We start from the raw sequence: 6627 nt of genomic DNA on the forward strand, positions 1-6627 counted from the left end.
ATTTGGTTTTTCTGGCACTTCAGTTTCCTTATGTATTAGAAGATGCGTTTGTAAACAGAGAACCTCACAGACTTACAAATTATCTGTATGAACTTGCAAGCGAGTTTCACAGTTTCTATAACAAAAACAAAGTTATAGGGAGTGAAAAAGAAGCAATAAGACTTAAAATATTGGCTGTTGTGGCGAGTATTATCAAACTGGGACTTTCTCTTCTTGGCATTGAAGCCAAAGAGAGAATGTAGTTAAGAATGAAAAATGAAAAGCGGGGTCCCCGAAAAATCGATAGATTTTTTGGGGTCCGAAGAAAAAATGAAAAATTAATTTTGTTTCTAAAAGAATTTTTCAAAGAAGTCGAAGGAATCTGGCTTTTCGGTTCTTATGCCGACGGGACTTATAACGAAAACAGTGATATTGATATTGCTGTATTGTTTAAAAGTAAAAAAACACCAGTTGAAATTTTTAAAATGAAAGAAAACCTTGAAGTTTTGTTAAAAAAAGATGTTGATTTGGTTAATCTTGCGGATGTAAACGATGTGTTTGCTTACGAAATCGTTACAAAGGGGAAAATTATTAAAAAAACGAAATTTGCCGATGATTATGAATACCGCATATGGCTTAGGTATCTGGATTTACAGGATGATAAAGAGATAGTGAAAAATTATTTTACTAAAACATTACTTTTTTCAAACGGCTTCGCTACGGTAACCCGAAATTTTAAAAAAATTTCGACCGTAACGCTGCAGATGTTTTCTCAAAGTAATGTTTTATATAAAATTAAATCAATTGAAAGATATATTGCAAGGATTGAGGAAGATTACGACGAAGAATTTGAAAAAAATTACACAAAACAGGACGCTGTTATTTTAAATATTCAAAGGGCGGTTCAGCAGGCTATTGATTTGGGTTCTTATTTGATTAAAAAATATAAATTCGGGATACCTAAAAGTTCGAAAGAAATTTTTGAAATACTTGAAAAGCATGGTGTAATAGATAAAAATTTAAGTTTGAATCTTCAAAAAATGACAGGTTTTAGAAATATTGCAATACACGAATATACAAAGCTGCAGCTTGATATAATAAAATACATTATTGATGAAAGATTAAAAGATTTAGTTGAATTTAAAAAGGCGGTAAAAAGCTATGAAAGCCATGATAAGTGAGTGTATGCTCGGGCGCCCCTGCAGGTATGACGGCAAATCAAAGCCGCTGCTGGGTGAAGTGATAGAAAAACTCAAAGAAAAATACGAACTTATCCCTTTCTGTCCCGAGGCTTTTTCCCTTCCGACGCCAAGACCTCCGGCAAGGTTTATCGGTGATAAAATAATAGACATAAACGGAACTGACAAAACCGAGGCGTTTTTTAAAGGTGCGAATGAAGCGCTTAGAATCTGTAAAGAAAATAATATAAAAATATTCATAGGAAAAGAAAAATCACCAAGCTGCGGGGTTAAAAAAACAAGCGCCTATATTAACGGATGTGAATGCAAATGCGACGTTCCCGGGCTTACGAGCAGAATATTAAAAGAAGAGGGGATTGAGCTTATAAGCGAGTGGGATTTAATTTCTTAATCTGTTTTTTATCTCCTCCAAAAACTTATCCATCTGATATCTGGCTCTGTATTCTTCACTCATAAGATGTATAAGAATATCGCCAAGGTCGATTACCGTCCAGTCGTCGCTTGAATCAACCCCCAAAAATGTTTCACCCATCGGTTTTAATGTTTTTTTGAGATGGTCAAGCAGTGCCTGGGCGTGTTTGTCCGCCATTGTTGTGGCCACTATTACATAATCTACGAAATAATCATTCTCTTTTAAATCATAATCTATTACGTCAAGTGCTTTTTTCTCTTCCAAAAGCTCTTTAATTTTTGCAATTCTGTCCATAAAACTCCTTTATTTCTTTTTCTATTTCCTGTGGAAGATATTCGAATTTGCAATTTCTAATCTGGGAAGAACTTACAGGAATATCAACGTCCAAAACTTTTTTGATATTATATTTACTTAAAAGATTTTTATCAACTGCACCTCTTTTTGCCACTACAAGTTCGGTTTTTTTAAGAATTTCGTCAATTTTATGCCATTTATTTAAAGTTTTTAAATTATCGCTTCCTATGATGAAATATTTAGGTTTAAAATGCTCAATGGTTTCTATCGAATATACGGGTCTTTGTTTTGATATTTCAAAATCGCTCACTTCCAGGTTTTTAAAATTTTTAAATATTTTTTCAAGCCATTTGAGCCTAAGCTCGGGCGGTGCCGAAAAAGAGTGTTTGAGAGGGTTTAGGAAATTAGGCATTATAATCAGATTGTCGATGTCGAGATTTTCAAACGCTTTTTTTACAACTTCTATGTGCCCGAGATGCGGCGGGTCGAAACTTCCTCCGAAAATTGCGGTTTTCACTTACAACCTTTTTTCAAATTGTACTATAATTACGAAAATTTATTAAAAGGCTTGTAATGAAAATAGCTGTTAACGGACTCGGAAGAATAGGAAGAAACATTATAAGAGTCGCACTTAATAAAAACATAGAAATAGTGGCGGTTAATGATATTATGGATATAAAACTTGCGGCTTATCTTCTCAGGTTTGATACCGTAAGAGGAAGCCTGGATGTGGAAGTAATAGGGGATGACATACTGAAAATCGGGGATAGTTTTATTACATATACTTCTTTTTCGTCTCCGAATGAAACTAAATTCGAAGAAGCCGATGTGGTGTTTGAATGCAGCGGTAAATTTTTAACAAGCGATGAGGTTGAAGGGCATATAAAGGGAAATGTCAAAAAAGTAATTATTTCGGCACCGGCGAATGACGATACACCCACTTACGTATTGGGGGTGAATCATAAAGAATACAAAGGTGAAAGTATTATCTCAAACGCGTCTTGCACTACAAACTGCTTAGCGCCGATAGCCAAAATAATAGACGAAAAATACGGGATTGACAAGGGGTTTATGACCACCATACACAGCTATACAATGGATCAGAAACTTCTTGACGCCCCGAATTACAGGGATATCAGACGCTCACGCGCCGCGGCTGAGAATATTATTCCGACTTTTACCGGTGCGGCGAGGGCGATTTATAAAGTGCTTCCGAATTTAAAAGGCAGGCTTGACGGGAGAAGCGTAAGGGTGCCTGTGGCAAACGTATCCCTTATGGATTTGGTGCTTGAGCTTAAAACGGAAGTAACGGCTGAGGAGATAAACGAGCTTCTTGAATTTCATGCCAAAACTGATTTAAAAGGCATACTTGAAATAGATAAAGAATATAAAGTCAGCAGCGATATTAATTCAAACCCGGCAAGTTCTATAGTGGCACGTGACCTTACACAGGCAAACGGAAATCTTGTAAAAATATTTTCATGGTATGACAATGAATGGGGCTATTCGAACAGAATGGTTGAAATGGCTGAATATATTGTAAATAAAAAAGCTTAAAATTAATAAAACCGTGAATTATATGTAAGTTAAATACTAATGAGCAAATATGCTATAATTTTGCTAAAAAGGAGAAGTATGAAAATTAATTCGCCTAAAGATCTTGATTTTGAAAACGGAAGCAGAGTGTTTTTAAGATGTGATTTTAACGTTCCTCTTGACGAATTCGGAAACATTACCGATGACAGACGTATAAGAATGGCACTTCCCACCATTAAATATCTTTTGGATAATGACTGTAAAATAGTAATCGCCTCTCATCTCGGGCGCCCGAAAGGCGAATTTAATGAGAAATTTTCATTAAAGCCGGTTGCAAAAAGACTTTCCCATCTTCTGAAACAGGATGTAACCATGGCAAACGACGTGGTGGGGGAAGACGCCAAAAATAAGGCGGCCTCTTTAAAAAGCGGAGAAATTCTTTTGCTGGAAAACCTGAGATTTGATCCGAGGGAAACCAAAAACGACGAAGGTTTTGCAAAAGAGTTAAGTGAATTCGGAGAATTTTATATTAACGACGCTTTTGGTGTAAGCCACAGGGCCCATGCAAGTGTTGAAGCTATAACAAAATTTTATGACAATGAACATAAAGCCGCAGGGTTTTTGCTGCTTAAAGAAATAAACTTCTTTTATAAGCTGCTTGAAAATCCGGTACGCCCTTTTGTGGCTGTTGTAGGCGGGAGTAAAGTCAGCGGAAAACTGCAGGCGCTTATAAATCTGCTTCAAAAGGTTGATAAAATTATTATCGGGGGAGGAATGGCTTTTACATTTTTAAAAGCTTTGGGTTACAATGTGGGTAATTCCCTGGTTGAAGACGATTTGATTGACGAAGCGGTTAAAATTATATCGGAAGCAAAAAAACTCGGCGTTAAATTTTATCTGCCTGTGGATGTCGTTATTGCGGATAAATTTGCCGAGGATGCCATGGTTAAATATGTCACCGCCCAGGAAATTCCCGATAACTGGATGGGGCTTGATATAGGACCTGCGAGCGTGAGGCTTTTCGGAGAAGTTTTATGGGATGCTCAGACGATTTTGTGGAACGGTCCTATGGGTGTTTTTGAAATGGATAAATTCAGCAGGGGAACGTTTAAAATATCACATGAAATAGCAAGAAGCCACGGAATTAAAGTGGTAGGAGGGGGAGATACCGCAGATGCTGTCCAAAGAGCCGGGGACGATGAGGAAATGACGTTCATTTCAACCGGGGGCGGTGCGAGCCTTGAACTGCTTGAAGGTAAAAAACTTCCGGGAATAGCGGCATTGGAGTTAAATTAGCATAGTAGAAAGTAAATGAGGAACATCTTAATTGAGGAGTTATAAAATGGAGCATATTGTAAGTTTGGTGTTATTGATTATTACCGGTGTTATTGCGGTAAATCCGTTTTTTTATTTAATTGAAAATTTAGAGGGTGGAAAATGATAGTAGCGGCGAATTTTAAAACGAATAAAACAAGAAGAGAAGTTAAAAGGTATTTGGAAAAATTGGACACAGTCGAATTTGAAAATGTAAAAGTTGCCGTTTTTCCTCCGGCCACCGGACTGTTTGAGAGGGGTTACATAGGGGCTCAAAACGCATATCCGACTCTAAACGGGGCATTTACGGGTGAAATCGGATTAGAACAGTTAAACGAATTCAATATCAAAAAAATATTAATCGGCCACAGTGAAAGAAGACATATATTAAAAGAGTCACAGGAATTTATATCCGAAAAATTTGAGTTTTTCAAAAACGAAGGTTTCGAAATATATTATTGTATAGGCGAACCCCTTGAGATAAGAAAAAAAGGAATTGAAGCGGTAATCGAATATTTGAAAAACCAGTTTGCAGGAATAGATTTGGAGTATGAAAAACTTATTTTGGCGTATGAGCCGGTGTGGGCGATAGGAACGGGTGTGAGCGCTTCAGGCGAAGAGATAAGAATAACCCATAAAGAGATTGGAAAATTCACTTCAAGACCCATTCTTTACGGAGGAAGCGTAAAACCGGAAAATATAAAAGAAATTATTTCCATTCAAAATGTGGACGGTGTGCTTGTGGGAAGTGCGAGTTTGGATGTGAACAGTTTTATTGAAATGATAAAAACCGCTAAAGAGATAAAAAAGGAGAAATAATGGTAATGGAAGGTAAAAAAGGACTGATTATAGGTGTGGCTAACAACCGCTCGATTGCTTACGGAATTGCCAAAGCGTGCAAAAACCAGGGAGCCGATATAATTCTTACTTATCAGAATGAAAAGCTTCAAAAAAGAGTTCAAAAAGTGGCAGACGAACTTGGTGTGAATAACATATATCCTCTCGATGTCAGCAAACCTGAAGAAATAGAAGCGTTAAAAGAGGCGATTGAAAAAGATTACGGAAAAATCGACTTTTTGGTACATTCCGTTGCGTTTGCACCGAGAGATGCCCTTGACGGTAAATTTATAGACACTACAAAAGAAGCGTTTAACATAGCAATGGAAATAAGTGTGTATTCGTTAATAGAAATCGTTCAAAAACTTGAACCTGTTATGAACGACGGTGCTTCTGTCCTTACGCTGACATATCTCGGAAGCACGAGATACATACCGCATTATAACGTAATGGGTGTGGCGAAGGCGGCTTTGGAAGCAAGTGTCAGATATTTGGCTGTTGATTTAGGAGAGAGAAAAATAAGAATCAACGCACTCAGTGCCGGGCCTATAAAAACACTTGCGGCAAGCGGTATAGGGGATTTCAGCGAAATACTCAAATATAACGAAAAAAATTCGCCTCTTATGAAAAACGTAACTATCGAAGAAGTCGGCAACAGCGGAATGTATTTGTTAAGTGATCTCTCAAGCGGTGTTACGGGCGAGGTTCATTTTGTCGATAGCGGCTATAATATAATGGGAATGCCGAGATATGAAGGTTAACCTTCATATCCGTCGATTAAAAGGTGACAGACACAAAATAAAATTAATTTTTGTAAAATTTATGTAAAATTAGTTTGTTTTTATAATTTTTTATTAATTAAAGTATATTTATAACAAAGATTTATGTTACTGAGAAATATGTATTTTATAAAAAAAGCACAAAAAAAACACTAAAAAATTTGATTTTTAAAAATTTTGTCGATATAATTGTGAGACAAAATTAAAAAAACAAAGGAGAGAGAATGCTAAAAAAATTGTCTTTAGCAGCTTTAATAGCAATGGGTTCAATGAGCGT

Annotated in this window: 9 protein-coding genes; 7 read left to right on the forward strand and 2 right to left on the reverse strand. The window is 36.5% G+C overall.

The window, feature by feature from the left end; genetic code table 11:
- The 3 genes from ACXJIE_RS07170 to ACXJIE_RS07180 all read left to right on the forward strand — a co-directional run.
- On the forward strand, positions 1-242 hold a 242-nt coding region (locus ACXJIE_RS07170), incomplete at its 5' end, for a DALR anticodon-binding domain-containing protein (protein WP_456480286.1).
- A gap of 81 nt (positions 243-323) precedes the next feature.
- Positions 324-1160, forward strand: coding sequence for a type VII toxin-antitoxin system HepT family RNase toxin (hepT, locus tag ACXJIE_RS07175; RefSeq protein ID WP_456480287.1), 837 nt, complete (start codon positions 324-326; stop codon positions 1158-1160).
- Positions 1141-1569: a 2-thiouracil desulfurase family protein gene (locus tag ACXJIE_RS07180; RefSeq protein WP_456480288.1), complete on the forward strand. Its 429-nt coding sequence runs from the start codon at positions 1141-1143 to the stop codon at positions 1567-1569. Before hepT ends, ACXJIE_RS07180 begins: the two co-directional genes overlap by 20 nt.
- Here ACXJIE_RS07180 and rsfS read toward each other — a convergent pair.
- On the reverse strand, positions 1558-1884 hold the full coding sequence (gene rsfS / locus ACXJIE_RS07185) for a ribosome silencing factor (protein WP_456480289.1): 327 nt from the start codon (positions 1882-1884) through the stop codon (positions 1558-1560). The two genes, ACXJIE_RS07180 and rsfS, sit on opposite strands and share 12 nt — an antisense overlap.
- Complete coding sequence (gene nadD, locus ACXJIE_RS07190; protein WP_456480290.1) at positions 1862-2401, reverse strand: nicotinate (nicotinamide) nucleotide adenylyltransferase; 540 nt, start codon at positions 2399-2401, stop codon at positions 1862-1864. Before nadD ends, rsfS begins: the two co-directional genes overlap by 23 nt.
- A 56-nt stretch (positions 2402-2457) precedes the next feature.
- Here nadD and gap point away from each other — a divergent pair, with 56 nt between their 5' ends.
- The 4 genes from gap to fabI all read left to right on the forward strand — a co-directional run bounded on the left by gap (position 2458) and on the right by fabI (position 6332).
- Positions 2458-3441 carry a type I glyceraldehyde-3-phosphate dehydrogenase gene (gene gap, locus ACXJIE_RS07195; protein WP_456480291.1) on the forward strand — a complete coding sequence of 328 codons (984 nt, stop codon included), beginning with the start codon at positions 2458-2460 and terminating at the stop codon, positions 3439-3441.
- 78 nt (positions 3442-3519) lie between these two features.
- Positions 3520-4716: a phosphoglycerate kinase gene (locus ACXJIE_RS07200; RefSeq protein ID WP_456480292.1), complete on the forward strand. Its 1197-nt coding sequence runs from the start codon at positions 3520-3522 to the stop codon at positions 4714-4716.
- Positions 4717-4857: 141 nt separating this feature from the next.
- The gene (locus ACXJIE_RS07205; protein ID WP_456480293.1) at positions 4858-5553 is read left to right on the forward strand and encodes a triose-phosphate isomerase; all 696 of its coding nucleotides are present in this window, start codon (positions 4858-4860) and stop codon (positions 5551-5553) included.
- Entirely contained in the window at positions 5553-6332 is a 780-nt protein-coding gene (gene fabI, locus ACXJIE_RS07210) for an enoyl-ACP reductase FabI (RefSeq protein WP_456480294.1), read from the forward strand. The genes ACXJIE_RS07205 and fabI overlap by 1 nt, the downstream gene beginning before the upstream one ends.
- The last annotated feature ends 295 nt before the right edge of the window (positions 6333-6627 follow it).

This window comes from Nautilia sp., from assembly GCF_053994455.1.

Coding starts and splice junctions, on each gene's coding strand:
- rsfS (WP_456480289.1), bottom strand. CDS start 1,884: ATGGACAGAATTGCAAAAATTAAAGAGCTTTTGGAAGAGAAAAAAGCA.
- gap (WP_456480291.1), top strand. CDS start 2,458: ATGAAAATAGCTGTTAACGGACTCGGAAGAATAGGAAGAAACATTATA.
- fabI (WP_456480294.1), top strand. CDS start 5,553: ATGGTAATGGAAGGTAAAAAAGGACTGATTATAGGTGTGGCTAACAAC.
- ACXJIE_RS07180 (WP_456480288.1), top strand. CDS start 1,141: ATGAAAGCCATGATAAGTGAGTGTATGCTCGGGCGCCCCTGCAGGTAT.
- ACXJIE_RS07200 (WP_456480292.1), top strand. CDS start 3,520: ATGAAAATTAATTCGCCTAAAGATCTTGATTTTGAAAACGGAAGCAGA.
- ACXJIE_RS07205 (WP_456480293.1), top strand. CDS start 4,858: ATGATAGTAGCGGCGAATTTTAAAACGAATAAAACAAGAAGAGAAGTT.